This window comes from Timonella sp. A28 (assembly GCF_051200815.1).
GTDB lineage: Bacteria > Actinomycetota > Actinomycetes > Actinomycetales > Cellulomonadaceae > Timonella.
The window spans coordinates 649,612-674,612 of the sequence record NZ_CP195159.1; the positions used below are offsets into that span (position 1 = coordinate 649,612).

Below are 25,001 nucleotides of genomic sequence, written 5' to 3' on the forward strand. Positions count from 1 at the left end.
TCCCTAAGGTCTTCTCAAGTGTGATGGTGTCTTCTGTGCGTCTTCGTTCTTCTTCGCATGACCAGTGTATTCGTCAAGAAGTACGGGCGTGTCGCCGTCGTTGCCTCGCCACACAATATGCAAGTTTCCTAATGGGTTTTCTTGCCGAAAATCGATAAGCCCATCACGAAATAGTTCAAGGACAACAAGGAAACGTACAACAACATGCAACGTGTCAGGTACTTCACTGCATAGCTCTTCAAAAGTGATGTGTGTGTGGTGCTGTACGTATGCGATAACCAGCGGAGCCTGCTGCGCAAGCGTGACTTTAGGTGCGTGTAAGTGTGTAATACGTACTTCTGGTTCTGGCACAGGTGTTGGGTGTAGAACACTCGCAGCAATGTCACGCAGCTTCTCGGGGGTAAGAGTCCACACGAGTGGCGGTAGCAGTTGTGCAATGTCCGGTTCTAGTTCAACGGCGCGCGGAATCATCGCCGATTGCGTGGTGAGACGTTGTTCAAAAACTGATGCCAGTTCTTTATATGCGCGATATTGCAGAAGCTTTGCGAAAAGTACGTCTCGTGCTTCCAGCAATTCAAGCGCGTCTTCGTCGTCGAGGGTGTGGGTCGGAAGCAGACGCGCGGCTTTAAGATCAAGGAGAGTCGCAGCGACAAGCAAAAATTCGCTTGCGATGCCTAGGTTCTTACGCGGGTCTCCCCCAATAAGAGAGTCACCTGTGTGTGGGTCGTCTTGAGCCCGTTGAATATATGAAATGAATTCGTCGGTAACTTCTGCCAACGCAATCTCAGTGATATCAAGCTTCCGTTTTGCGATGAGGCTAAGAAGCAAATCAAACGGCCCTTGGAAGTTTTCCAAATGCACGTGAAAACCCTCATGCGGTTCAAGGGTTTGTGGCGTGTTGGCGTGCGTGTGGGCCATCACAAGTTATGCGGCATCTCCGCGCGCGATGAGTTCACGTGCAAGAGCCCGGTAGGCGACTGCGCCTGGATGGTTGGGAGCATATGAGGTGATTGGCTCGGCGGCTACAGATGCGTCAGGGAATTTCACTGTGCGTCCAATAACTGTGTGCATGAGAGTGTCACCAAAAGCTTCATAGACGCGGGAAATAACTTCGCGTGCATGTAGCGTTCGTGAGTCAAACATGGTGGCTATGATGCCGTCAACTTCGAGTCGCGGGTTTAACCGGTCGCGTACTTTTTCAATGGTTTCAACGAGGAGCGCGACTCCACGTAACGCAAAAAACTCGCATTCCAGCGGGATCAGTACGCCGTGAGCTGCAGTAAGCGCGTTCACGGTAAGCAGCCCCAGTGATGGCTGGCAGTCGACAAGGATGACGTCATATTCATCAACGACGGGTCGTAGCACCCGAGACAGGATCGACTCACGTGCTACCTCTCCAACGAGTTGGACTTCAGCCGCAGATAAATCAATATTTGCTGGAAGAACATCGAGCCCTTCAATGGAAGTTCCCACAATGACATCGCGGACATCGATAGTTCTATCAACCAAGACACTATAAACAGTGGACTCTAGCTCGTGGGTTGGCACACCCAACCCAACTGATGCTGCACCTTGCGGGTCAAAATCAACGATGAGGACGCGCCGGCCTAGTTCAGCGAGGCAAGCGGCAAGGTTGATCGTCGTTGTGGTTTTTCCAACGCCACCTTTTTGGTTGCACATGGCGATGATTCGGGCAGGGCCGTGCACAGTTAATGGACGGGGCACTGGAAACTCCGGAACGATTCGTCCTACAACATCGAGTTTCTGCTCCGTCACTTTGACTCCAAATAGCGCGTCGTTAGTCACAAAATCACGTTACAACAACCATCCAACAAAATCGTGGAAGCTGCGGTTAGTTTTCTTGTGATCCCAACATTTCCGTGTGTTTCTACTACTTCAATGCGCGCGGGTGGCTGCTCATGAACACTTCACGCAAAGAATCTGGTGACACGTGCGTGTACAGCTGTGTCGTAGTCACTGATGCGTGCCCTAACAGTTCTTGCACTACCCTCACGTCCGCTCCCCCATTAAGTAAATGTGTCGCATATGAGTGACGAAGAATGTGCGGTGATACATCAACAAGGTGGTCTACATTAGCGCGTTGCGCTGCAGAACGGATGATTGCCCAGGCGCTTTGTCTGCTTAGGCGTCGCCCACGCGAGTTAAGGAATAAAGCAGGTGTTCCTGTTCCTGCTTGCGCGAAAATAGGTCGCACTCGAACTAAGTAGGCGTCCAATGCTTCTTGAGCGTATCGGCCTACCGGTACAAGCCGCTGCTTACGCCCCTTACCGGTAAGCCGGATAACACCATCTTCTTTAATACTTAAAATGTCATCAATGTCGATGCTTGTCGCTTCCGTGACTCGCGCGCCTGTGGAATAAAGAAACTCTAAAAAGGCACGGTCTCGTATTCCACTAGACGTGTCTGCTGGTGGGGCATCGAGTAGTTGCGTCACGTTCTCCACGGACAGCACTTTAGGCAACCGCTGTGGGCTTTTAGGCGGTTTTAATCCTGCTGTGGGATCTGCAGTAATAATATTTTCATCGCACAAAAACCGGTAAAACCCTCGCAAACTTGCAAGCAGGCGTGCTGTTGACGTTTCACTCAACGCCGAATCGTTTTCGCTGCCTTGTCGCACGTCCGTTAAAAGCTGTTCAATATTCAACGAAGTCGCGGCAAGCGGGTCAAGCCCAAAATGGCTGAACACTCTCCCGCACCGCACGAGGTCCCGCCTATACGACTCAACAGTGTTGCGGGAACGTCCCTTTTCAACAATCAGGTGATTCAGGTATGTGTGGGTGTGACGTGTATACGTTTTTTCCCAGTCGTGTGCGCTGACCATAAATGGTTAGTTTACAAGGGCAAGAAAACGTCGACTGCAACCATAACGAAAAGCAGCGTGAGATATGTGATTGAGCCGTGGAAGACTTTCATCTCACCAATTTTGTTGGTTTTACCTGAAGCGGCACGTCGATACATTTGAATACAAGAGAACAAGAACCACGCACCCAAAGCTAAAGCCACGATCGGGTAGACGAAAGTCATTTTTTCGTGCTCAAACACGTACACACCAAGTGAGCTTGCAATCATCGCTATTGTGTACAGGATCATTTGAACTGCTACTCGCTTGTCATCAGCGACAACAGGCAGCATTGGAACGCCCGCATTAGCGTAATCACGCTTAAACTTCATCGACAGCGGCCAGTAGTGAGGTGGTGTCCAGAAGAAAATAACCAAGAACAGCATGACAGCGCCCCACGACAGTGACTCAGTTACTGCTGACCATCCGATGAATACTGGCATACAGCCAGCCAAGCCACCCCACACAATGTTTTGTGCTGTGCGGCGCTTCAAAATGATTGTGTATCCGACGACGTAAATAGCAATGGCACCAGCAGTCAACACCGCAGATTGCCAGTTAATCAAAAGCGCAAACCATGCAAGCGAAATAACAGTAAGAACCCATCCAAATATCAACGCCTCACGCGGTGAGACCTCACCTGTAACGAGAGGACGACGCTTCGTACGGTTCATGACCTTGTCGATGTCGCGGTCAATGTAGCAGTTCAGCACTCCAGCAGCACCGGCCGCGAGCGCTCCACCGATCATTGTTTTGAGTACGAGGAGGAGGTCTGGGAGTCCGCCTTGAGCGAGGATCATGGAGGGGAAGGTGGTGACGAGTAGGAGTTCGATTACTCGTGGTTTTGTGAGCGCTATGTAGGCGCTTATTTTGTGTCGTACTGCGGTGAGTGTGGAGACAGACTCGTTGGAGTGTGTCTGCGTCGTTGCAGTGATTGCGACACCTTCTGAGAGTGGTGTTGCGGATTGCGAGTGTGAGTTCTGCACGCGTCTCAGGTTTCCGTTCCGAATGCTTGCGCTATGACTTGGGTTCATGTGCGCCCTTGGCTGTGGTGGCGTGGGAGCGCGTATGGGTTCGAAGTCAAGATACTTGTTCTTTTCATATTAGTGTCTTGTGGCTGTTTAGCCTCTGTTTATAAATGTGACATTGGTCGAAAGTCCTACATACAGGGCCCATTGGGGGTTGTTTTTGGTCGGTAAACTAGGGTGTGACTGTTTGATAGTCATAAATAGCCAACGATGTCTTGTCACAGAGTGACCGCACCATCTGAATAAAATCAGATTTGTTATTCTGTTGGGGTTATGGATGCCCCTCGCGCTTGTACGTCGTGACTGGCTCACCCACAAAGATTCCGGCCTGCACTCGGAAGAAATGAGGATCGGTGAACGCACTCACCCCCGCCACACAGCCCTTTAGTTGGTCTGAGCTCGACGAGCGGGCAGTTAAGTCGATTAAGGCTCTTGCTGCTGACGCTGTTGAAAAAGTTGGAAACGGTCACCCAGGTACTGCAATATCTCTTGCTCCTGCGGCGTATTTGTTGTTCCAGAAGGTTATGCGTCATGATCCGAGCAACCCTGACTGGGTTGGTCGTGACCGTTTTGTGCTTTCTGCTGGGCATTCGTCGTTGACGATTTATTTGCAGTTGTTCTTGGCTGGTTATGGTTTGGAAATGGAGGACATTGCGGCTCTTCGTACGTGGGGTTCGCAGACTCCTGGCCACCCTGAGTTTGGTCATACTAAGGGTGTTGAGATTACTACTGGGCCGCTTGGTTCTGGTTTAGCATCTGCTGTTGGTATGGCAATGGCTGCTCGTCGTGAGCGTGGTCTTTTTGATCCTGAGACTGCTGATGGCGAGTCTGTGTTTGACCACAACGTGTATGTCATTGCTGGTGATGGCGACTTGCAGGAGGGTGTTACTTCTGAGGCGTCCTCGCTTGCTGGCCACCAAGAGCTTGGCAACTTGGTTGTTATTTACGATCAGAACCACATTTCCATTGAGGATGACACTGATGTCTCTTACTCTGAGGATGTTCTGAAGCGCTATGAGGCGTACGGCTGGCATGTGCAGCGTGTTGACTGGACGAATGACGGCACCGTTTATGGTGAGAACGTTGAAGAGTTGCATGCTGCGATTGCTGCTGCGAATGCGGTGACTGATAAGCCGTCGATTATTGCTTTGCGCACTATTATTGGGTGGCCTTCGCCTAAGAAGCAGAACACTGGTGGTATCCATGGTTCGGCTTTGGGTGCTGAAGAGGTTGCCGGGCTGAAGGTTGCTTTGGGTCTTGATCCTGAGCAGTCGTTTGCGATCGATGACGATGTGCTTGCTTACACCCGTGCTGTTGCGGAGCGTCAGTCTACTGAGCGTGCTGCGTGGGATGCTGCGTTTGCTGCATGGCAGGTGGCTCATCCTGAGAATGCTGCTTTGTTGGAGCGTATTACGCGTCGGGAGCTTCCTGAGGGTTGGGATAGTGTGCTTCCGGTCTTTGAAGAGGGCGTCGCGTTAGCTACGCGTGCTGCTTCGGGTAAGGTTTTGTCTGCTCTTGCTCCGGTGTTGCCTGAGTTGTGGGGCGGGTCTGCTGACCTTGCTGGATCAAATAACACCACTATGGCTGGTGAGCCTTCGTTCTTGCCTGAGCACCATTCAACTGGAATGTGGAAGGGCAACAAGTACGGTCGTACGTTGCACTTTGGTATTCGTGAGCATGCGATGGGTGCGATCCTCAACGGTATTGTGCTGCACGGCGGCACACGCGCTTATGGCGGCACGTTCTTGGTGTTCTCTGACTACATGCGCCCCTCTGTTCGTCTTGCTGCGTTGATGGAAATTCCGTCTATTTTTGTGTGGACGCATGACTCTATTGGTGTTGGTGAGGATGGCCCAACGCACCAGCCGATTGAGCACCTTGCATCGTTGCGTGGAATCCCTGGTCTTGATGTTGTTCGTCCAGGTGACGCAAATGAGGTGTCGTATGCGTGGAAGACCATTCTTGAGGAGACTGCTAAGCCTGCTGGAATCATTTTGACGAGGCAGAACATTCCTACGTTCCCTCGTTCAAACGGTGCAGCTACGGCGACAGAGTTTGCTTCTGCGAGTTTTGTTTCTCGTGGTGGATACACGCTCATCGATGCTGAGGGAACCCCTGATGTTGTGTTGATTGCGACGGGTTCTGAGGTTCAGTTGGCTGTATCTGCGCGTGCGGAACTTGCTTCACAGGGCATTCAGGCTCGTGTTGTGTCCATGCCGTGCGTGGAATGGTTCTTGGCTCAGTCTGAGGAATACCGTGAATCGGTGCTTCCTACCGCTGTGAAGGCTCGCGTGTCTGTTGAAGCTGGTCTTGCTTTGGGATGGCGTGAGTTTGTTGGCGACGCTGGACGCAGCATCTCAATTGAGCATTATGGTGCGTCAGCTGATGCGAACACTTTGTTCAAAGAGTTTGGGTTCACCACTGAGGCAGTTGTTGCTGCAGCGCATTCTTCTCTTGCAGCAAGCAAGCAGTAGCGCGTAAGTAGTACTGCACGGTTGTGCTTATAGGTGGGTGGGGTTCTTCGGTGAACCTCACCCACCTTTGTTATGTGCGCCTGTCCGTGTAGGGCTTCGTCTTTGTGTCAGATGTGTCACCTGCGCATACACGGGTTGTGGTGTGTGTGGCGTAAAAAAGCCGTTTTGCGGTGTGGGAATGTGTATTAGAGGTGGCCACATAGCGGCTACTTAGCCGATGAGCACACTCGACGCTATAAACTCAGAAGATCACGGTATGCCCGCAACCTCGTCCTCTTCATCTGCACGGTATCGAGGCGACTTTCGACTCAAGAATGGTGACTATTAACGTGCCTTCAACGACACACGTGAATCACACTAATCCGCTGCGTGACCCACGGGACATTCGTTTGCCCCGCATTGCTGGACCCAGCGGTCTGGTCATTTTTGGTGTTACCGGTGACCTTGCACGCAAGAAACTCATCCCGGCTGTGTATGATCTTGCGAATCGTGGCCTACTGCCGCCTAGTTTCGCGTTGACGGGGTTTGGTCGACGTGACTGGTCTGACGCAGATTTTGCTGACTATTGTCGTACTGCCGTGCAGGAGCATGCGCGTACTGCTTTCCGTGAGTCAGTGTGGGCTGAACTGTCTGCAGGTATCCGGTTCGTTCAGGGCACGTTTAACGACCCTGAAGCGTTTGCTCGATTAAGCCAAACAGTGCAAGACCTTGACGCACACCGTGGCACGGGCGGCAACCATGCCTTTTACCTGTCAGTTCCGCCAAGCGCATTCCCGCTGGTATGTAAACAGCTTGCTAATTCTGGGCTGTCAACGTCACAAGAGGGTGCTTGGCGTCGTGTTGTTATCGAGAAGCCTTTCGGGCACAACCTGCAGTCAGCGCAAGAACTCAACGACGTTGTCTCTGAAGTGTTCCCACCCGAGTCAGTATTTAGGATCGACCACTATCTCGGTAAAGAAACCGTGCAAAACATTCTTGCATTACGGTTCGCTAACCAAATGTATGAGCCGCTGTGGAATTCCCACTACGTTGACCACGTCCAAATCACCATGGCTGAAGACATTGGTATCGGTTCCCGTGCCGGCTACTACGACGGCATCGGTGCAGCACGCGACGTCATCCAAAACCACCTCCTGCAATTACTTGCCCTCACTGCCATGGAAGAACCGGCCTCATTCGCAGCCGATGACCTCATTGCAGAAAAAATTAAGGTTCTCTCTGCAGTTCGCGTCCCAGAAAACATCGATGAGCACACTGCACGCGGACAATACCAAGCCGGCTGGCAAGGCGGAGAAGAAGTTAAAGGCTTCTTCGAAGAAGACGGCATCCCCGCAGACTCTGTCACTGAAACGTTTGCAGCCATCCGCGTTGACATAGAAAACCGGCGGTGGGCAGGCGTACCGTTCTACCTACGCGCAGGAAAACGCTTAGGCCGACGAGTCACCGAAATCGCTATCGTCTTCAAAAAAGCACCCCACCTACCCTTTGAAACAACTTCCACCACAGAACTGGGCCAAAATGCGCTCGTTATTCGAGTGCAACCCGACGAAGGTGTGACCTTGCGGTTAGGTGCAAAAGTACCGGGTACAGCCATGGAAATCCGTGACGTCACCATGGACTTTGGTTACGGTCACGCATTCACCCAGTCCTCCCCCGAAGCATACGAACGCCTCATCCTCGACGTACTGCTCGGAGACCCACCACTCTTCCCACGACACGAAGAAGTTGAACTTTCGTGGAAAATTTTGGACCCAATCACCGAATTCTGGGCACAGCACGGAAAACCTGACGTTTACCGTGCCGGTACGTGGGGACCACACTCTGCCGACCTCATGCTGGAACGCGACGGCCGCGTCTGGCGCCGTCCATAAGTAGCTGCGTAAAGGAACTGACGCCACATGATCATCGATATTCCTGACACCACTGCAAGTAAAGTCGCCAGAAAACTCGTTAAGGTACGTGAAGAAGGCGGACAAGTCGCGTTAAGCCGAGTGCTTAACCTCGTCATACTTGCACAACCACACGAAATTGAATCCTCCATTGAAGCCGCAAACGCTGCCTCCAGCGAACACCCGTGCCGGGTTATCGTTGTCACCGACACAGGAGACAGCACCTCACGCGAACTCAACGCACAAATCCGTGTTGGTGGAGACGCAGGAGCCAGCGAAGTCATCGTCCTGACTGCCGCCACAGACCTCGTCAAACACACTGACACCCTCGTTATGCCGTTGCTGCTCCCCGACGCACCCATAGTGGCATGGTGGCCAAGCATCGTACCCGAAATCCCCTCACGGGAGCCGATCGGCACGATGGCACAAACCCGCCTCACAGATTCAGTGAACTCAACCGACCCAGAACACAACATTCGGGTGCTACGAGACAACCACAAACCAGGTGACGTTGACCTAGCGTGGACGCGGGCCACCCTATGGCGCGGGCTCATCGCAACCGCACTCGACCAGCCCCCATTCGACCCAGTAACAGCAGTCGACATCGAAGGCGACGAACACCATCCTTCCCTCGATTTAATTGGCGCGTGGCTCGCCAACGCCCTCAACGTTCCTGTCACCATTAAAGGAATCGATGGCGCACAAGGACTCACCCGTGTCGCACTACACCGCAACAGCGGACTCATCGAATTTTCTCGACCTGATGGAAAACGCGCCACCCTGAAACAGCCAAACATGCCAGACCAGCACCTCAACCTCCCCATTCGCAGCCTCGAAGACTGCCTCGCTGAGGAAATGCGCCGTCTGCACCCTGACGTGTACTACACCGAAGTACTCGAACACGGTTTACCTCTAGTGAAAGTAACATCATGAGTGAACGTCTCATCGTTGTGCACCCCGATGCGCACACCCTAGCTCAAGCAGTCGCGGCACGACTCATCACATTCCTGCTGGACCGCCAATCCGTGTCCAGCCCCATCCACGTGGCATTAACCGGCGGCACCGTCGGTATCGCCACCCTCGCAGCAGTCGCAGCTTCCCCTATTAAAGATGCAGTTGATTGGAGAGGAGTGCACCTGTGGTGGGGAGACGAACGATTCTTACCTGAAGGCGACCTTGACCGTAACGAAGTTCAAGCCCGTCACGCACTCCTTGACTCGTTAACATCGCTGCCTGAAGCCAACATCCACTACATGCCTCGCGCACAAGAGGACCTCACAGTCGATGCAGCAGCAGAACTGTACAGTGCAGAACTCGCACGATTCGCATACGACGGTTCAGGTATTCCTGCCTTTGATCTGATCCTGTTAGGTATGGGGCCAGACGCACACGTTGCGTCACTATTCCCCAACCATCCTGACGCGCAAGCATCCGGTAAGCGAGCCATCGCAGTACATGACTCCCCTAAACCTCCTGCACTCCGCATCTCATTAACCTTCGACGTCATACAAAGCGCAGACGAAGTATGGGTTATTGCTGCAGGCGCAGAAAAAGCCGAAGCCGTCACATCCGGCCTCGCTGAGCTGCCTCGCGAGCAAGCACCCGTCGCTGCCGCACACGGAACAAACCGAACCCTATGGCTAGTAGACACAACAGCCGCAGGCATGCAGTAAAACACACAAAAATGGGTGGCTACACAACGTGTTTGTTGTGTAACCACCCATTTTTAGGTTTATAGCATTATTTTCTGCCTCGTCGAGACCGCAAAGCGTGCAAAGCCTCATCAAGAATCTCACGCGCTTCTACATCCGAGCGACGCTCCTTAACATACGCAAGATGCGTTTTATAAGGTTCCACTCGAGACGGTGCAGGCGGATTAGCTGGATCCTGTCCTGCAGGAAACCCACACTTCGGGCATTCCCACTCGTCAGGAATGTCCTCATCTACAGCCGCGGCAGAAAAACTTGGGCGTACTTCATGGCCGTTCAAACACCAATATGAGACAAAGAAACGCGGGGCACGCTCACCATAATCCGTTTCCCCTAAAGAAACCGAACCAAGCCGAGAACCACGAACAGCGCTAACATTGACCATTGTGTGTAGTCCCTACCTGCCCAACGCTGGGCCAAAATTGTGCTGAATTCTTAGCCAGCAACCTTTTGAATAAGACCAAGCAAAACAATAGACACAAACCATACAATCGCAAAACCAACAGTGATCTTGTTCAAGTTAGATTGTGCGTTACCTGCGTTACCAATCGATGTGGAAACACCACCACCAAACATGTCAGACAAGCCACCGCCCTTACCTTTGTGCATCAAAATGAGCAGGATTAAGAAAATGCTCGTCAGCACAAGAAGCACTTCAAGAGTGATACGTAGAATATCCACGAGTAGTCATTCCTCTAGTTTGGTTGCCAGAAATAATTCCTGACACATGTCTATCGGCGTAAAAGGTACCGAGGTTTAGATTAGTCGATAACACACTGCTAATGCCAGATTGCCCACCGGCTAGCCGCAACTAGCCGGTGGGCTCATCTACCACTGCTGTGATTATGCTTGTGCGCCCTGGAAGTTCACAATCTTTGCGAACTCTTCTGGGTCAAGGCTTGCGCCACCAACGAGAGCACCGTCAACGTCTTCCTCAGCCATCAATTCAACGATGGAAGAAGACTTAACCGAGCCACCGTACAACACGCGAACAGCGTCTGCTACGTCTGCTGAGTACAATTCTGCAAGACGTACACGGATAGCTGCAGCAACCTCTTGTGCGTCTGCTGGGGTAGCAACTTCACCAGTACCAATAGCCCATACTGGCTCGTATGCTACGACAACCTGTGCAGCGTCTTCAGCAGAGATTCCCTCAAAAGCACCATCAACCTGTGCCAAAGTGAAAGGAACCTGCTCGCCAGCTTTACGAACCTCAAGTGGCTCACCAACGCATACGACTGGAACAAGTCCGTGAGCCAAAGCGTTCTTCGACTTTGCGTTCACCAAAGCGTCATCTTCACCGTGGTATTGGCGACGCTCAGAGTGTCCGATTGCCACATACTTTACGCCAAGTTTCGCCAAGAACACTGGTGAGATCTCGCCAGTGTATGCGCCAGAAACCTGAGCGGAAACGTCTTGAGCACCGTATGACAATTCGAGCTTGTCGGAGTCCACAAGGGTTTGTACTGAACGAAGGTCAGTGAATGGAACGAGTACGGTAGCTTCAACAGCCGAGTAGTCGTGTCCTGCGTCTTTCAAAGCCCAAGCGAGCTTCTGAACAGTGTGGATTGCCTCGTTGTGGTCGAGGTTCATCTTCCAGTTTCCCGCGATAAGCGGGGTACGTGCGTTTGCCACGTTATCTACCTTCTTGTTGATCTAAACTCAGGCGTCGAGTACCGCGATACCTGGAAGTTCCTTACCTTCAAGGAACTCTAGGCTTGCGCCACCACCAGTTGAGATGTGGCTGAAACCAGCCTCGTCGAAACCAAGGATACGCACTGCAGCAGCAGAATCTCCACCACCAACGACGGAGAAAGCACCTTGTGCTGTGGCGTCGATGATTCCCTGTGCTACTGCACGTGTTCCACCAGCGAATGCGTCAAATTCGAACACACCTGCTGGACCGTTCCACACAATAGTCTTTGCGTCGCTTAGTTTCTCAGCAAAGAGTTTTTGTGATTCTGGACCAATGTCGAGGCCCATCTGTCCCTCTGGGATAGCGTCAGCTGCGACAACAGTTGCTGGAGCATCTGCTTTAAATTCTGGAGCGACAACAATGTCTACTGGAAGAACAATTTCAACACCGTTCTTCTCTGCGGTTTCTAGGTAACCCTTAACCGTCTCAATTTGGTCTTCTTCAAGTAGGGAGTTACCTACCGAGTAGCCCTTTGCTGCAAGGAACGTAAAGAGCATTCCACCACCGATAAGGAGACGGTCTGCCTTGCCAAGAAGGTTTCCAATAACACCAAGCTTGTCCGAAACCTTTGAACCACCAAGCACAACAGCGTATGGGCGTGCTGGGCTGTCAGTTGCCTTCTTCAGGGATTCAACCTCTTTAAGAACAAGAGTTCCCACAGCTGAAGGGAGCGCCTTAGCAACGTCGTACACGGAAGCTTGTTTACGGTGTACAACACCAAATCCGTCAGAGACAAAGAAATCAGCAAGTTCAGCAAGTTCACCGGCAAGCGCGGCACGCTCGTCGTCAACCTTCGAGGTTTCACGAGCATCAAAACGAATGTTTTCAAGCAGAGCAACTTCGCCATCTGCAAGTGCGCTCACAGTAGCGCGCGCTGATTCGCCAACGGTGTCCTGCGCCAAAGTAACCTTTGCACCCAAAAGCTCTTCAAGACGAACTGCTACTGGAGCAAGTGAGTACTTGGCATCTGGAGTACCTTTAGGGCGGCCAAGGTGCGCGGTAATAACAACTTTTGCGCCAGCGTCTACAAGACCTTTAAGTGTTGGTAGAGCGGCACGAATACGACCATCGTCCGTGATTGTTGAACCATCAAGTGGAACGTTAAAGTCTGAGCGGACAAGTACGCGCTTTCCTCGGAGATCGCCGAGGTCCTCGATTTTCTTCATGTGAAAACTCCTACAGGTGGCAGGTGGTGGCATAAGAACGCCCGCGTGAGTAACGTCCTTGTCAGTCGGTCACTCGCGCGGGCGATCTCATGTACAACTTCGGGATCTACCCGGGTATCGCCTAAGCGATGAAATAAATCAGAGCTTCTCGCCTACGAGTACGGTGAGGTCAACAAGGCGGCATGAGTAGCCCCACTCGTTGTCGTACCACGAAACAACCTTGACCTGGTCGCCGATAACCTTGGTGAGGCCAGCGTCGAAGATCGAGGAGTGTGCATCGGTAACGATGTCCGAAGAAACGATTGGGTCTTCGGTGTATGCAAGAACACCCTTGAGTGGGCCTTCAGCTGCTTCCTTGATTGCTGCGTTGACTTCTTCAACGGTTACCTCGCGGGAAGCGGTGAAGGTGAGGTCGGTTGCAGAACCAGTTGGGGTTGGAACGCGAAGTGCGTATCCGTCGAGCTTGCCCTTGAGCTGTGGAAGAACAAGGGAAACAGCCTTTGCAGCACCGGTCGAAGTTGGAACGATGTTGATTGCTGCTGCACGTGCACGGCGGAGGTCCTTGTGTGGGCCGTCCTGCAGGTTCTGGTCACCAGTGTATGCGTGAATTGTGGTCATAAGACCGCGAACGATACCGAACTTCTCGTCAAGAACCTTTGCCATTGGTGCAAGGCAGTTGGTGGTGCATGAAGCGTTCGAGATGATGTGGTGCGTCTCTGGGTCATACTGGTCAGCGTTTACACCAATAACGAAGGTTGCGTCTTCGTTTGATGCTGGAGCAGAGATGATGACCTTCTTAGCGCCAGCTTCAATGTGAGCCTTTGCCTTTGTTGCATCGGTGAAGAATCCGGTGGATTCGATAACGATGTCTGCACCTAGCTCACCCCATGGGAGGTTTGCTGGGTCGCGCTCTGCGAGAGCGCGGATCTTCTTGCCATCTACTGAGATGGACTCGTCGTCGTAGGACACTTCGTGCTTCAGGACACCGAGAACGGAGTCGTACTTGAGCAGGTGCGCAAGAGTCTTGTTGTCGGTGAGGTCGTTGACGCCAACGATCTCGATGTCTGCACCCGACTCAAGGATTGCGCGGAAGAAGTTACGGCCGATGCGGCCGAAGCCGTTGATTCCGACGCGGATGGTCACAATGCCCTCCTCTGAGCGCGTCGGTTTCACCGACGCACACTTGGTTAGTGTTTGGAACGATGTACGTACGCCGACGTACGCTGAGATTGTCAGGCTGAATATCGACGTACGCTTTCGCGCTTACCGGTCTTCCGCCTAATTGCCGAAGCAGGTGAGGCGGTTCATCTGACACGTAAAACTCTATACCGTTTTTGAATGTTTCGTGAGGACAATGGTCCCTCAGAGACACTTTTTTGCCGTCGGCGTCATATAAACCCTACAGATTTCCCCGCTTTTTACCTAACTTTGGGCATCTCGTTATGCGATCTGAACTGACAATATGTCTGATTTATTGCGAGAAAGGCGTGAAAAGACTACGTCTGGGCACAAAAAAATGGGGTTGTTCGCGTGTTGCGAACAACCCCACTCGACACAAATAAAAAACTACAAATCCAACAGATCAGAAGACAAGCCTGCTTCCGTATCCGGAATACCTAACTCTTTCGCACGCTTATCAGCAGTCGCCAACAAGCGCCGAATACGACCAGCAACAGCATCTTTAGTCAATGGAGGATCAGCGAGCTGCCCCAACTCTTCCAATGATGCTTGCTTATGTGCCAACCGCAATTCACCAGCCTGACGCAAATGATCAGGAAGTTCGTCACCTAAAATTTCAAACGCACGTTCAACACGTGCACCAGCGGCAACAGCCGCACGCGCAGAGCGACGCAAATTAGCGTCATCAAAGTTCGCAAGACGATTCGCGGTCCCCCGCACCTCGCGCCGCTGCCTGCGCTCCTCCCACACGTGCACAACCTCTGTGGCACCCAAACGTGTCAAGAGTTGGCTAATAGCCTCACCATCACGAATAACAACGCGGTCAACGCCACGTACTTCACGGGCTTTCGCGGTAATCCCCAACCGGCGCGCGGCACCCACAAGCGCCAACGCGGCTTCAGGGCCCGGGCAGGTGACCTCTAAAGCCGAAGAACGCCCAGGTTCAGTCAACGACCCATGTGCAAGAAAAGCACCCCGCCAAGCGGCCTCAGCTTCAGCGACACCAGCAGACACAATCTGCGGTGGTAAACCACGAACAGGGCGACCTCGACTATCTAACAGGCCGGTCTGTCGTGCCAAAGACTCCCCATCTTTTACAACACGAACAACATATCGCGCACCCCTACGAAGCCCCCCACCCGAAACAGTAATGAGTTCACTAGTGTGCCCGTAAACATCAGTAATAGTTTGACGAAGTCGGTTCGCAGCAACCGCAGTATCCAGTTCTGCTTCAATAACGATTCGTCCGGAAATTATATGAAGACCCCCTGCAAAACGCAGAGTCGCAGAGACCTCCGCCTTGCGGCAGCTAGTCTTCTCGACCTTGAGGCGCGCCAGTTCGTCTTTAACTTGAGCCGTGAGTGCCATGAAGCAATCTTGCCATTTAATGCAATCTCGTGTTGCCACTTACGACGAGATAGTTCCCACATCTCCCAAGAAATCATCAAAAACATCACGATATGCTGCAGCCAAGCGCAAACCATCATGGCGAGCAGTACCATCACCACGGCGAACTTGCCGAAACAGAACTCGTGCACCACACGCTTTCGCTTGCGCCACCAACGCCTCTGTATCGTCCACAGCAGAGGGGTCTGCCAATATGGCATCAATGTGTAGATCAGGCGCATGACGACGTAAAGCAGCAAGATGATCTGCCGCGTCCATGCCCAAAGTCTCAGAAGCCGACCTACCTAAATTAAGCGTGACACAACGGCGCGCCTTCGTACTGTGCAATGCAGCTGCTAGATCAGGAACAAGCAAATGCGGTAAAACTGAGCTAAACCATGAGCCCGGACCCAACACAACCCAGTCCGCCTCAAGAATCGCCTCAACAGCCTCATCACATGCAGGCGGGTGCTGCGGAATCAACCGCAATTGCTCAACGTGGCCAGCAGTAGAAGCAACCAAGGACTGTCCACGAACAGTAAACGTGTCCTCCCCTACTTTCATGTCAGCCTCAATAGAGAGCGGAACAGAAGCCATCGGAAGCACGCGGCCACGCGCACCTAATAACTTGCCCACCCAATCTAAACCGGCAACGGAATCCCCTAAAAGTTCCCACAAAGCCACAATGAGGAGATTCCCCACCGCATGATTATCTAAATCCCCCGTAGAGGTAAACCTGTGTTGCAACACATCACGCCACGTGCGACCCCACTCAGAGTCGTCACACAACGCAGACAAAGCCATCCGCAAATCCCCTGGAGGTAACACCCCCAGCTCATCGCGCAACCGCCCAGACGAGCCACCATCATCAGCCACAGTAACTACTGCCGTCAGCTGTTCAGTCATCAAACGCAACGCCGACAACGACGCCGCAAGCCCATGACCGCCCCCCAACGCCACAACAGACGTCTGCATGAACTATTCCTTACCTAAATCACGCGCAGAAACAGTCACGTGATATCCCGCTTCACGCAACCTCGCACCAATCTCCTCAGACACGGCAACAGAACGGTGCTTCCCGCCTGTACAACCAATCGCTATAGTCGCATATCGCTTTTCTTCATGCAGATACCCGTCCAAAACTGGACGTAACGCATGGACATACCGTTCAATAAAATCTTTGGCACCAGGCAGCGAAAGAACATATTCACTAACAGGCGCGTCCCTACCCGTTAAATGACGTAATTCGTCGATCCAATAAGGATTCGACAAAAAACGCATATCAGCAACATGATCCGCATCTAACGGAATCCCATATTTAAAACCAAAAGAAACCACATTAATTCGTAGTTGTTCATTTTTATCTTCAAGAAGAGTCGCACGCACCTCTCGAGCTAAATCATGAACATTCAATGACGTTGTATCAATAACAAAATCAGATTTCGCACGCAGCCCAGCCAGCAACGACCTTTCAACCGCGATGCCATCTAATATGCGGCCCTCTCCTTGCAGTGGATGAGGCCGACGCACCTGCTCAAAGCGTCGCACCAAAACCTCATCTGAAGCATCCAAAAACATGATGCGGTACAAGACCTGAGACTGTTTGAAATGCTGCAAGACAGCATACAAATCGTTAAAGAATTCACGACCACGTACGTCGACAACCGCAGCAAGTCGGTAAATAGAAGACCCTGAATGCGTCATCATGCCAACTAAGGGCATAAGCATTTTGGGCGGCAAATTATCGACCACATACCAGTCGAGATCTTCTAATATTTCGGCAGCTTTAGATCTTCCCGCACCAGACATTCCCGTCACAATAAGCACTTCTGAGAATTGTGCATGTGGGGTGTGCGCTGCAGCGTCAACAGCTGGTATTCCTTGTGGGACGGTCAGTGGGTTGAGCTCGGATGTCATATAACAAGCATGCCAAAGATTTAATGTCCGCGGCTGCTACGCCACTCTCCTATGTGCACTTCACGCCATATCAATCAGTACTTTTTGAGTCATCAACATGCATATGCGCAAATATATTCTCGGCGATCTTCGCACCAATTCCGGGAGCATCAGTAAGTTCTTCAAGCGATGCAGCACGAATTTTCTTCAACGAACCAAAATGTTTTAATAACTGTGTTTTCTTTGCAGGCCCGAGCAGCGGAATATCATCCAGTTCGGATGCCACCATTCCTTTGGACCTACGTTTACGGTGAGCAGAAATCGCAAACCGGTGGGCTTCATCACGCAGACGTTGAAGCAAATACAGTCCTTCTGAACTCCGCCTCAAAATCACAGGGTAGTCGTCGTCTGGCACCCATACTTCTTCCAACCGTTTTGCCAAACCACACAACGCGACATCAGTAATTCCCAAGTCAGAAAGCGCACGCTGAGCGGCTGCCACTTGCGGTTGTCCCCCATCAACCACCACTAAACTTGGCGCATAAGAAAAACGCTGTGGTGCGGTCAAAGCAGGATCATCTTCGTCCAAAGAAATCTCGCCACTCGCAATAATCACATCGCCCTGCGCGGCTTCCTGATCTTTCAGATAACGAGCAAAACGACGTGTTATCACTTCATACATTGCAGCTGTATCGTCGCGTGAGCCATCCCCTTCAGGACCACGTACGTTAAACACACGATATTGAGATTTTTTGGCTAACCCGTCTTCAAAAACAACCATTGATGCGGTTTGAAAAGTTCCTTGATTATGGGACACGTCATAACATTCAATCCGCAATGGAGCACTATCCAAATCCAATGCTTCTTGGATTTCTCGTAGGGCTTGGCTGCGACTGGTCAGATCAGAAGAACGTCGAGTCCTGTGCAGCATTAATGCTTGCTGCGCATTCGCAAGCACAGTTTTGGCTAGTTCTGCTTTCTCTCCTCGTTGCGGAACCTTAATAGTTACCTTGGAACCTCTAGCATCGGTGAGCCACGCTGAGAGTTCTTCGCTATCTTCTGGTTCGCTCGGAACAAGCACTTCACGAGGAATAGAATGATGACGTTCTTGATCGTCAGCTTTTTGAATTGTGTTGTGTCCCGCAATCCCTGCTTCAAAACTGTATACCTGTTGAATAAGACGAGCGATTAATTGTTCGTCGCTAATGTCTTCAACCTTTTCGACGATCCACCCACGCTGACCCCGGATACGACCGCCACGGACATGAAACACCTGAACAGCCGCTTCTAATTCATCACCGCTTAAGGCAAAAATATCTGCATCTGTCGAGTCAGAAAGCACAACAGCGTTCTTCTCTAACACCCGTTTAAGAGCTTCAATGTCGTCACGCAGTCGAGCAGCCGCTTCAAAGTCCAGTGCAGTGGCTGCGTCTTTCATCTGTTGTTCTATTTTTTTCAAGAACCGGCTGGTATCGCCATCCATGAACGCACAAAAATCTTCTGCGAGCTGTCTGTGCTGCTCAACAGAAATCCTTTCCACACATGGTGCAGAACACTTATCTATGTACCCTAAAAGACACGGACGACCAGATTTTTTTGCTCTGTTGAAAACCCCTGTCGCGCAGGTTCGGATCGGAAATACGCGCAACAGTAAGTCGAGAGTTTCACGTATTGCCCACGCATGCCCGTACGGCCCAAAATAACGGTTACCAGGTTTTTTGGAGCCACGCATAACCTGCGCCCGCGGAATAGCCTCAGACATCGTAACCATCAAATAGGGGTACGACTTATCGTCCTTATATTTGACGTTAAAACGTGGATCAAATTCTTTAATCCACGAATATTCAAGGGTTAAAGCCTCTACCTCGGTTGAAACGATTGTCCATTCCACGGAACTTGCCGTGGTAACCATTGTTTGCGTACGCGTGTGCAACGACGATACATCTTGAAAATAGTTTGATAACCGCGAGCGCAGATTTTTGGCTTTTCCAACATAAATAACGCGCCCTTGTTCATCCCGGAAACGGTATACGCCCGGTTGGGTAGGTATTTCGCCAGGAGCCGGGCGGTATGTTGCTGGATCTGCCATGATGTGGCTAGGTCACCTTCTTTTTTGCGCGTGATTTTGTTGTCGTTTTCTTCGGTGCACGTGCTGGAGTTTGGGCTGCAACTTGCTCCCCCACAGGCACAGATGGTTTTTTGTCCAAAATTTCTCGTAAGAACTGTCCTGTGTGCGAAGCCGCTATGGAAGCAACATGCTCTGGTGTTCCTTCAGCAACGACTTGTCCACCACCGGACCCACCTTCTGGACCCATGTCGATAACCCAGTCGGAGTTCTTAATGACATCGAGATTATGTTCGATGACAAGAACTGTGTTTCCTTTTTCGACAAGACCCTGTAAAACGATTAAAAGCTTCCGTATGTCTTCAAAGTGCAGCCCTGTGGTGGGTTCATCCAACACATAAATTGTTCGCCCTGTTGAACGTTTTTGCAGTTCAGACGCTAATTTAACACGCTGTGCTTCACCGCCAGAAAGCGTAGGGGCAGGCTGCCCCAATCGCACATAACCTAAGCCAACATCGACCAAGGTTTTTAAGTGCCGTGCAATGGAAGGAACAGCTTCGAAGAAGGTTGCGGCTTCTTCGATTGGCATTTCAAGTACTTCTTGAACGTTTTTGCCTTTGAACTTCACTTCCAGTGTTTCTCGGTTGTATCGCGCACCTTGACATACTTCGCATGGCACGTATACATCTGGTAGGAAGTTCATTTCAATTTTTAATGTTCCATCACCAGAACATGCTTCGCAGCGGCCGCCCTTAACGTTGAAAGAAAACCGTCCTGGTCCGTATCCGCGTACTTTCGCTTCGCTTGTTTCAGCAAATAGCTTCCTGACGTTGTCCCACACTCCCGTATACGTTGCAGGGTTAGACCGTGGAGTACGACCTATTGGGCCTTGATCAACGTGAACGACTTTGTCTAAGTGTTCCAGTCCTGTAACACGCCTGTGTAAACCAGCGACTTTGCGTGCACCATTGAGCTTGTTTGCCAGCACGGTGTACAGAATCGAGTTCACAAGTGTGGATTTTCCCGAACCAGAAACACCTGTTATTGCAGTCAGCACGCCGAGAGGAAAATCTACAGTAATGTTCTGCAAATTATTCTCGCGGGCTTGTACAACAGTGACTTGTCGCTCAGGGTTTATGCCGCGTCGAGACTCTGGCAGTGCAATTTCTCGTCGTCCTGAAACGTAAGCACCAGTTAAGGATTCTTTATTTTTCAGCAGTTCTTTGTATGTTCCTGAGTGAACGACTTCTCCACCATGCTCACCAGCTCCAGGACCAATATCGACGATCCAGTCAGCTGTTCGGATGGTGTCTTCATCATGCTCTACAACAATAAGGGTGTTGCCTAAACTCCGCAGACGAGTCAACGTGTCGATAAGTCTGCGGTTGTCTCTTTGGTGTAAACCGATGCTTGGTTCATCAAGGACATATAAAACGCCGACTAGACCGGACCCAATTTGAGTTGCAAGTCTGATTCGTTGGGCTTCACCGCCTGATAGTGTTCCGGCTGCTCTCGATAGTGTGAGATAGTCGAGCCCCACATCAAGCAAGAACCCTAAACGGTCTTGAATTTCTTTCAGTACAGCTGACGCAATTTGCTTTTCGCGGTGGCCCAATTCAAGAGCGTCTAAGAAAGGCTTGCATTCTTTAATGGAAAGTTCGCAGACATCTGCGATTGATTTCCCACCAACTTTTACGGCAAGGACTTCAGGTTTGAGTCGCGCACCGTTACATGTGGGACAGGGAACCTCACGCATGAACGCTTCATATTTTTCTTTTGCCCACTCTGATTCTGTTTCAGCGTGACGTCGCTCAATTGACGCTATAACGCCTTCAAAGCCTGTGGAATATGCGCGTTCACGACCCCATCTGTTCTTGTATTTAACGTGAACTTTATGGTCTTTCCCGTACAGTACGGCTTTACGAATGGCTGCTGGGAGGTCTTTCCATGGAGTGTCTAGGGAGAAGTCAAGTTCTTGCGCCAGCGCAGTTAAGACTCTGTCGTAATACTCTGATGAGGAGCCAGCCCATGGAGCGATAGCTCCTTCAGCAATTGATTTTTCGTCATCAGGGACGATCAAATCTGGATCGATTTCTTTGCGCATGCCTAAGCCCGTGCATTCCGGGCAGGCACCGTATGGTGCGTTAAATGAAAAAGTGCGTGGTTCGATTTCGTCTAACGTGAGTTCGTGATCGTTCGGGCAAGCACGTTTTTCGGAAAAACGACGCTCCCTGTGCGGATCGTCTTCAGGTAAATCGACCTGGTCGATAATGACAAGACCGTCTGCCGCTAAGAGGGCCGTTTCGATGGAATCGGTTAGGCGTCGTTGGATGGTTTCTTTGACAGCGAGACGGTCCACAATCACTTCGATTGTGTGTTTAATCTGCTTTTCTAAAGTTGGTGGCGACGAAAGTTGATGTATTTCCCCATCAACTCTCACCCTCGCAAACCCTTTGGTTTGGAGTTCAGCAAAAAGTTCTTGGTACTCCCCTTTACGGCCTCTGACCACTGGAGCAAGGATCTGGAATCGAGTGCCTTGCGGCAACGTCATAAGCCGGTCAACGATTTGTTGCGGAGTTTGCGCTGTAATGTGCTCATCACATACGGGACAATGTTGTGTCCCAGCACGCGCAAAAAGCAGCCTCAGGTAGTCATAGACTTCGGTAATCGTTCCAACAGTAGATCGAGGGTTACGGTTGGTTGATTTTTGATCAATAGAAACCGCAGGTGATAAGCCCTCAATGAAATCAACATCTGGCTTATCCATCTGTCCAAGGAATTGGCGCGCATACGCAGATAAAGATTCGACGTAGCGTCGCTGCCCCTCTGCGAATATGGTGTCAAAAGCAAGAGAAGATTTTCCTGAACCAGAAAGACCTGTAAAAACAATGAGTTGATCTCTTGGTAAAGAGATATCAATGTTTTTCAGGTTGTGTTCGCGGGCGCCTTGGACGATAAGTCGATCTGTCACTCATCTATCTTAGCCGCAGAATCACCAAATCGTACACCTGTTCGAAGATGTTGGTATGAACTTCCGGTGTAGATACGCCCAGCAGGCGCACTTCCCGCACCCGCAAACATGATTAGATTCACCTATGCACACTTTTGCCATCACATATGTTTATGCAGAAAATCCTGCTGCGCTCGACGAACACCGCCCAGCACATCGCGCATATTTACAAGCGCTTGCCACAACCGGCACGGTTCTCGCATCCGGTCCGGTACGCCATGACGACATGAATGGGGCACTCATTATTGTGCGTGCAGAGAGCAGCGAGGCTGCTCTTGCACTACTTGAGCATGATCCTTTCTGGGTTAACTCACTCGTAGTTGATCGTGCTGTGGTGTCATGGAACATCGTCATTGGGCAGTGGGCGCACTAGTTCAAACCGTATCGCTACGCCATACAACTGAGGCGGGGTGGAACATCAAGTAATGATGTTCCACCCCGCCTCAGTTGTGAAAAGACTTACTGGGCAGCAAGTTCTTTCTTACGGTCTGATTTGTCTTTGATCAGCGACGCGACAGTGGTGACTATCAGAGTTCCCACGATCACAGACATCGATGTTCCAATCGAAATTTCTGGTGCACCGTAAATCGGCTGTCCGTTGTTGATAAATGGAAGCTCGTTGACGTGCAGTGCGTGCAGTACCAGCTTGATACCAATAAATCCAAGGATTACAGCTAGTCCGTAGTTGAGGTACACAAGACGTTCGAGCAGTCCGTCGACGAGGAAGAACAGCTGACGCAAGCCAAGGAGCGAGAAGGCGTTGGCAGCAAAGACCAAGTATGGGTCTTGTGTTAGACCAAAGATCGCTGGGATTGAGTCGACCGCGAACAGTAGGTCTGCTGAACCAATAGCAAACATAACGATCAGCATTGGTGTGACCATACGTTTGCCGTCAACTTTAACGAACACGCGGTCGCCCACGTATGAGTCGGTCAGAGGAAGCACTTTACGCAGCTTTTTAATCAACGCGTTTTCGTGATACTCATCTTCGCTCTTGGCTGGCATAGCTTGGTGGATTGCAGTCCAGATGAGGAACGCACCGAAGATGTAAAACACCCACGAGAAGTTCTCAATGACTGCCGCACCGAGCAAAATAAAGACGGTACGGAAAATCAATGCAACGACAATTCCGAAGAGCAAAACTTTTTGCTGGTCTTCACGAGGCACTTTAAACGCTGCCATGATCAAAATGAAGACGAACAGGTTGTCAATAGACAACGACTTCTCTGTCAGGTAACCGGCAAAATATTCGGTTCCCATTTGGCTACCGTAGGAAACCCAAATGTATACACCGAACACGATAGCTATTGCTATATATACAGCCGACCAGATGGCTGCTTCTTTAATGGTTGGGGCGTGTGGTTTTCTTACGTGTCCAACAAAGTCAACCGCCAGCATGACGATGACAAGGGTAACCGTAACGATCCACAAAACGATATGAACGCTGTCCACCGATAAACCTCCGGTACATAGGACTGGCACCGAAGGTCTCTCCCGCCTAACACTGTCGTGTGCACATCCATCATGACCCTCGATGAATGTTTAGGCCTACGCTCCCGGGCTAGTCATGGGACTGCCGTGATGACGAAAACGCTGTTGGTGGGATACTCCCCTTCATTCAAGGTCAATTATGAACCATCTATGTTACGTATTGGTGACACATAAAGGTTTTATACGCGTGATATATGTCGCCTCATACATGCCTGCGGTCGTCACGGCACATAAATATAAGGATTATCAGGGTTTATGTGCGAAAGCTGAGCTATCCATGCACGTGGCCCAACTGTGGATACTTTTAACGCGGCAACATGCGCTGCCTGCTCTATTACCTGAGGTATCTGCCATTTTCCCGCGGTAAGAAAGTAGCAGTACGCGCCGTGAAACACGTCTCCAGCGCCAAGAGTGTCTCGTGCATGTACGGATGGCGCAGTTACTATTCCGTGTTGTTGCCCGTGCACCCAACGAATTGGGTGAGCACCATGTGTTTGTACCACTGTGTGTTCGACTCTTTCGGAACTACGTGTAAAAGCGTTGTCCATAAATCCGAGCGGGTCATGGAAATCTGCTGAGGCAACGATGTGAGTCGCTTTAGGCATGAGCCATTCAAACTGTGGCTTCCACCTACCTGCATCAATAACAAGAGGTGTATTCGCTGGCAGATAGTCCAGCACTTCTTCTAGCAGTTGCGGATGGTGCCCGTCTGCGAGCGCAACTGTGGTGTTTTGTAGTGCGTCTGTGATTGTTGTTCGCAGTGTGTCGGTTATTTCCCATGTGTTGAAGGTTCCTCCGTCTGGGGAGATGACGCTGCGGTCGCCGTTTGTTTCGAGCACTGTGATCGCTGATATGCCGATGCCTGTGCCTGTTGGGGCGCAGTCGATGATTGTGACGCCGTAGTGTTCGAGGTCTGCGCGGGCGATCTGGCTGGCTGGTGAGTCGCCGAGGAGTGTGATGAGGGTGGCGTGTCCGCCGAGGGCTGCATAGGTGAGTGCGGCGTTGGCGGCTGGGCCGCCTGCGGCTATGTCTTGTTGGTGGGCGGTAATTTTTTCGTTTTGGTGTGGGGGTTTGTTGACTCGGTTGAGTACGTCAAGGACGGTTAGTCCGATGAATACTCCGTGCGGGGTGGCAGGTGGTGTTGCGGTCATG

The 25,001-nt window shown here is 51.2% G+C and carries 21 protein-coding genes; 5 read left to right on the forward strand and 16 right to left on the reverse strand.

The window, feature by feature from the left end; translation table 11 throughout:
- Positions 1-3 precede the first annotated feature (3 nt).
- From ACR9EC_RS03110 to ACR9EC_RS03125, 4 genes are all read right to left on the reverse strand, one after another.
- Complete coding sequence (locus tag ACR9EC_RS03110) at positions 4-918, reverse strand: segregation and condensation protein A (protein ID WP_435300061.1); 915 nt, start codon at positions 916-918, stop codon at positions 4-6.
- Between the two features lie 6 nt (positions 919-924).
- A complete protein-coding gene (locus ACR9EC_RS03115; RefSeq protein ID WP_435300062.1) occupies positions 925-1,806 on the reverse strand; it encodes a ParA family protein in 882 nt (293 codons plus the stop codon).
- A gap of 85 nt (positions 1,807-1,891) precedes the next feature.
- Complete coding sequence (xerD, locus tag ACR9EC_RS03120) at positions 1,892-2,842, reverse strand: site-specific tyrosine recombinase XerD (RefSeq protein ID WP_435300063.1); 951 nt, start codon at positions 2,840-2,842, stop codon at positions 1,892-1,894.
- Positions 2,843-2,853: 11 nt separating this feature from the next.
- Positions 2,854-3,795: a heme o synthase gene (locus ACR9EC_RS03125; protein ID WP_435300595.1), complete on the reverse strand. Its 942-nt coding sequence runs from the start codon at positions 3,793-3,795 to the stop codon at positions 2,854-2,856.
- Positions 3,796-4,241: 446 nt separating this feature from the next.
- Here ACR9EC_RS03125 and tkt point away from each other — a divergent pair, with 446 nt between their 5' ends.
- From tkt to pgl, 4 genes are all read left to right on the forward strand, one after another.
- Positions 4,242-6,362 carry a transketolase gene (gene tkt / locus ACR9EC_RS03130; protein ID WP_435300064.1) on the forward strand — a complete coding sequence of 707 codons (2,121 nt, stop codon included), beginning with the start codon at positions 4,242-4,244 and terminating at the stop codon, positions 6,360-6,362.
- A 314-nt stretch (positions 6,363-6,676) separates the two neighbouring features.
- Positions 6,677-8,233 (forward strand): glucose-6-phosphate dehydrogenase, encoded by a 1,557-nt coding sequence (gene zwf / locus ACR9EC_RS03135; RefSeq protein WP_435300065.1) that lies wholly within the window; start codon positions 6,677-6,679, stop codon positions 8,231-8,233.
- Positions 8,234-8,260: 27 nt separating this feature from the next.
- Entirely contained in the window at positions 8,261-9,184 is a 924-nt protein-coding gene (locus ACR9EC_RS03140; protein ID WP_435300066.1) for a glucose-6-phosphate dehydrogenase assembly protein OpcA, read from the forward strand.
- Positions 9,181-9,924, forward strand: coding sequence for a 6-phosphogluconolactonase (gene pgl / locus ACR9EC_RS03145; RefSeq protein ID WP_435300067.1), 744 nt, complete (start codon positions 9,181-9,183; stop codon positions 9,922-9,924). Before ACR9EC_RS03140 ends, pgl begins: the two co-directional genes overlap by 4 nt.
- Positions 9,925-9,991: 67 nt before the next feature.
- On the opposite strand, the gene ACR9EC_RS03150 is transcribed toward pgl, so the two are convergent.
- From ACR9EC_RS03150 to uvrA, 10 genes are all read right to left on the reverse strand, one after another.
- The gene (locus ACR9EC_RS03150) at positions 9,992-10,345 is read right to left on the reverse strand and encodes an RNA polymerase-binding protein RbpA (RefSeq protein WP_435300068.1); all 354 of its coding nucleotides are present in this window, start codon (positions 10,343-10,345) and stop codon (positions 9,992-9,994) included.
- 50 nt (positions 10,346-10,395) lie between these two features.
- On the reverse strand, positions 10,396-10,641 hold the full coding sequence (secG, locus tag ACR9EC_RS03155) for a preprotein translocase subunit SecG (RefSeq protein WP_435300069.1): 246 nt from the start codon (positions 10,639-10,641) through the stop codon (positions 10,396-10,398).
- 162 nt (positions 10,642-10,803) lie between these two features.
- The gene (gene tpiA, locus ACR9EC_RS03160; protein WP_435300070.1) at positions 10,804-11,595 is read right to left on the reverse strand and encodes a triose-phosphate isomerase; all 792 of its coding nucleotides are present in this window, start codon (positions 11,593-11,595) and stop codon (positions 10,804-10,806) included.
- Positions 11,596-11,622: 27 nt separating this feature from the next.
- Positions 11,623-12,822, reverse strand: coding sequence for a phosphoglycerate kinase (locus tag ACR9EC_RS03165; protein WP_435300071.1), 1,200 nt, complete (start codon positions 12,820-12,822; stop codon positions 11,623-11,625).
- Between the two features lie 138 nt (positions 12,823-12,960).
- A complete protein-coding gene (gene gap / locus ACR9EC_RS03170; protein WP_435300072.1) occupies positions 12,961-13,965 on the reverse strand; it encodes a type I glyceraldehyde-3-phosphate dehydrogenase in 1,005 nt (334 codons plus the stop codon).
- Between the two features lie 423 nt (positions 13,966-14,388).
- The gene (whiA, locus tag ACR9EC_RS03175; RefSeq protein ID WP_435300073.1) at positions 14,389-15,369 is read right to left on the reverse strand and encodes a DNA-binding protein WhiA; all 981 of its coding nucleotides are present in this window, start codon (positions 15,367-15,369) and stop codon (positions 14,389-14,391) included.
- A gap of 39 nt (positions 15,370-15,408) precedes the next feature.
- Positions 15,409-16,362, reverse strand: coding sequence for a gluconeogenesis factor YvcK family protein (locus tag ACR9EC_RS03180; protein WP_435300074.1), 954 nt, complete (start codon positions 16,360-16,362; stop codon positions 15,409-15,411).
- Between the two features lie 3 nt (positions 16,363-16,365).
- Complete coding sequence (gene rapZ, locus ACR9EC_RS03185) at positions 16,366-17,304, reverse strand: RNase adapter RapZ (protein WP_435300075.1); 939 nt, start codon at positions 17,302-17,304, stop codon at positions 16,366-16,368.
- Positions 17,305-17,374: 70 nt separating this feature from the next.
- A complete protein-coding gene (gene uvrC, locus ACR9EC_RS03190) occupies positions 17,375-19,372 on the reverse strand; it encodes an excinuclease ABC subunit UvrC (RefSeq protein ID WP_435300076.1) in 1,998 nt (665 codons plus the stop codon).
- Between the two features lie 7 nt (positions 19,373-19,379).
- Positions 19,380-22,319, reverse strand: a complete 2,940-nt coding sequence (gene uvrA, locus ACR9EC_RS03195; protein ID WP_435300077.1) for an excinuclease ABC subunit UvrA — start codon at positions 22,317-22,319, stop codon at positions 19,380-19,382.
- A 124-nt stretch (positions 22,320-22,443) separates the two neighbouring features.
- Here uvrA and ACR9EC_RS03200 point away from each other — a divergent pair, with 124 nt between their 5' ends.
- Complete coding sequence (locus ACR9EC_RS03200; protein ID WP_435300078.1) at positions 22,444-22,731, forward strand: YciI family protein; 288 nt, start codon at positions 22,444-22,446, stop codon at positions 22,729-22,731.
- Between the two features lie 86 nt (positions 22,732-22,817).
- Here the strand turns inward: ACR9EC_RS03200 and ACR9EC_RS03205 are convergent, their stop codons facing one another.
- Positions 22,818-23,810, reverse strand: a complete 993-nt coding sequence (locus ACR9EC_RS03205; RefSeq protein WP_435300079.1) for a TerC family protein — start codon at positions 23,808-23,810, stop codon at positions 22,818-22,820.
- 260 nt (positions 23,811-24,070) lie between these two features.
- Positions 24,071-25,000: a PfkB family carbohydrate kinase gene (locus tag ACR9EC_RS03210; RefSeq protein WP_435300080.1), complete on the reverse strand. Its 930-nt coding sequence runs from the start codon at positions 24,998-25,000 to the stop codon at positions 24,071-24,073.
- Position 25,001: the final 1 nt, after the last annotated feature.